This window comes from Edaphosphingomonas laterariae, assembly GCF_900188165.1.
Taxonomy (GTDB): Bacteria; Pseudomonadota; Alphaproteobacteria; order Sphingomonadales; family Sphingomonadaceae; genus Sphingomonas_E; species Sphingomonas_E laterariae.
In genome coordinates this window covers 1-2,442 of the sequence record NZ_FZOS01000071.1, presented here as the reverse complement: position 1 = coordinate 2,442, position 2,442 = coordinate 1, and the positions used below count along the sequence as shown (strand labels likewise).

The 2,442-nt window shown below is 69.3% G+C and carries 3 protein-coding genes and 1 pseudogene; all 4 read right to left on the bottom strand.

What is annotated here, in order from left to right; translation table 11 throughout:
• A pseudogene (locus CHB74_RS21315) lies at positions 1 to 876 on the bottom strand (conjugal transfer protein TrbE); the annotation flags it as partial.
• A complete protein-coding gene (locus CHB74_RS21310) occupies positions 873 to 1,154 on the bottom strand; it encodes a VirB3 family type IV secretion system protein (protein WP_048578621.1) in 282 nt (93 codons plus the stop codon). The gene CHB74_RS21310 and the pseudogene CHB74_RS21315, both read right to left, overlap by 4 nt.
• On the bottom strand, positions 1,151 to 1,486 hold the full coding sequence (locus CHB74_RS21305; protein WP_048578620.1) for a TrbC/VirB2 family type IV secretion system protein: 336 nt from the start codon (positions 1,484 to 1,486) through the stop codon (positions 1,151 to 1,153). The genes CHB74_RS21310 and CHB74_RS21305 overlap by 4 nt, the downstream gene beginning before the upstream one ends.
• A partial coding sequence (gene trbB, locus CHB74_RS21300) for a P-type conjugative transfer ATPase TrbB (RefSeq protein WP_245843146.1) occupies positions 1,483 to 2,442 on the bottom strand: 960 nt, incomplete at its 5' end. The genes trbB and CHB74_RS21305, both read right to left, overlap by 4 nt.

The window sequence follows — 2,442 nt, the reverse complement described above, 5'->3', positions numbered from 1 at the left end:
CAAGATCGCCATGACGCTCTTGCGCTTGGCGAACCACTGGCGGCGGATGCGGCTCAGCAGCTTGGTCGCGTCGGTCTTGTCGAGCATGATCGCGCGGGTCGCCCAGCGATACTCGAAGGCGAGCCGGTTTAGCTCGTCGAGCACGCCGGGGAAGGTCACGCTCGGGAAGCCGACGATAGTGAGCGTGCGAAGATGTTGGTCGCCGAGCTTCGGTTCGAGCCCGCCGGTCAGCGGCTGGTCGGCCAAGAGCGCGTCGAGGTGCATCGGCGTTTCCGGCACGCGGACGCTCTGGCGGCGCGTCGAAACCGTGCTGTGCAGATAGGTCAGCGTCTCGGCGTCATCGAGCCAGCGGACCTCGGGCACGAAACCTTCGACCAGGTTGAGCACCCGGTCGCTGCGGTCGGTGAAGCCCTTGAGTAGTTCCCACGGATCGACGCCGCTGGTGGACCGGCCCTCGTAGAGCCAACCTTCGGCGCGGGCGGCTTCTTCGGCCGGCGGCATCCACAGCAGGGTGAGGAAATAGCGGCTCTCGAAATGCGCGCCCTCCTCGCGGAACTGCTCGCGGCGCTCGAACTCGACCAGCGACGACACGGGATCGGGAAAGTCGGACTGCGGATAGTCGAGCGCGGGCGTGCGCTGCGCCTCGACGAAGATTGCCCAGCCGGAGCCGAGCCGGCGCAGCGAATTGTTCAGCCGTGCGGTCGTGGCGACCAGCTCGGCGGGCGTCGCGCTGTCGAGATCGGGACCGCGGAACCTCGCTGTGCGCTGGAACGAGCCGTCCTTGTTGAGCACCACGCCTTCGCCGACCAGCGCGGCCCAGGGCAGGAAGTCGGGAAGGTTCGCAGCTTTGCTGCGATATTCGCGCAAGCTCATCATGGCCGCATCCATGTCGGGTAGCGGAGGTGACGCCGGGCCACGTCCACGAATTGCGGGTCGCGGCGGGCGGCCCAGACGGACAGCCCGTGGCCGACAGCCCAGATGACCAGGCCGGCGATCCACAGGCGCAGGCCGAGGCCGATCGCGCCCGCCAGCGTTCCGTTGACGATGGCGAGCGAGCGCGGGGCGCCGCCGAGCAATATCTGCTCGGTCAGCGCCCGGTGGACCGGGGCGAAGTAGCCCGCGATCGGTTCGCCATGATCGGCCGCGCCGTTCATGCGATCAGCGCTCCGCCGCCGAACGAGAAGAACGACAGGAAGAAGCTCGACGCGGCGAACGCGATCGACAGGCCGAATACGATCTGGATCAGCCGGCGCGAGCCGCCCGACGTGTCGCCGAACGCGAGCGTCAGCCCGGTCACGATGATGATGATGACGGCGATGATCTTCGCCACCGGCCCCTCGATGCTTTCGAGGATCGACTGGAGCGGCGCTTCCCACGGCATCGACGAGCCGCCGGCATGGGCCGGAACGGCGAACGTCAGCGCGATCACGCTGGCGGTAGCGGTGAGCATGGCGCGGCGTGCGCCATGCCGAAGGGCATGGATCATTGCAGGTCTCCGGGCTTGGGGGTGGTGAAAGGTGCGAGGCGGTAGTCGCCGGTCGCGGGGTCGATCCCTTCGACGCGGGCCAGCTCGGTCAGCCGGCGGCCGTGCGCGTCGCGGACCAGCACGGCGATCAGGTCGATCGTCTCGGCTATCAGCGCGCGGGGGACCGTCACGACGGCCTCTTGGATGAGCTGTTCCATGCGGCGCAGCGCGCCGAGCGCGGTGCCGGCGTGGATCGTGCCGACCCCGCCGGGGTGGCCGGTGCCCCAGGCTTTGATGAGGTCGAGCGCCTCGGCGCCGCGCACCTCGCCAATCGGGATGCGGTCGGGGCGCAGGCGCAGCGACGAGCGGACCAGCTCGGACAGCGACACCACGCCGTCCTTGGTCCGCATGGCGACAAGGTTCGGCGCGGCGCATTGCAGCTCGCGCGTGTCTTCGATCAGGACGATGCGGTCGGTGGTCTTGGCGACTTCCGCCAACAGCGCATTGACCAGCGTGGTCTTGCCCGCTCCGGTGCCGCCCGCGACGAGGATGTTGGCGCGGGTCTCGACGCCCTGGCGCAACGCCTCGGCCTCGGCCGCTGACATGATGCCGGCGCGAGCATAGTCGTCGAGCGTGAACACGGCGACGGCGGGCTTTCGGATGGCAAAGGCCGGCGCGGCGACGACAGGCGGCAGCAACCCCTCGAACCGCTCACCACCTTCCGGTAGCTCGGCGGAGACGCGCGGGGAACGGGCGTGAACCTCGACGCCGACGTGATGGGCGACCAGGCGAACGATACGCTCGCCGTCGGCGGCGCTCAGCGTTTCGCCGGTGTCGCTGACGCCATCGCCAAGCCGATCGAGCCACAGGCGGCCATCCGGGTTCAGCATCACTTCGATGACGGCGGGGTCGTCGAGCCAGCCTGCGATCGACGGCCCGAGCGCGGTGCGCAGCATCCGCGCGCCGCGTGATTCCGC

What these genes read in the sequence shown, in the direction of transcription:
- CHB74_RS21310 (WP_048578621.1), bottom strand. Translation starts at nt 1,154, where the DNA reads ATGAACGGCGCGGCCGATCATGGCGAACCGATCGCGGGCTACTTCGCC.
- CHB74_RS21305 (WP_048578620.1), bottom strand. Translation starts at nt 1,486, where the DNA reads ATGATCCATGCCCTTCGGCATGGCGCACGCCGCGCCATGCTCACCGCT.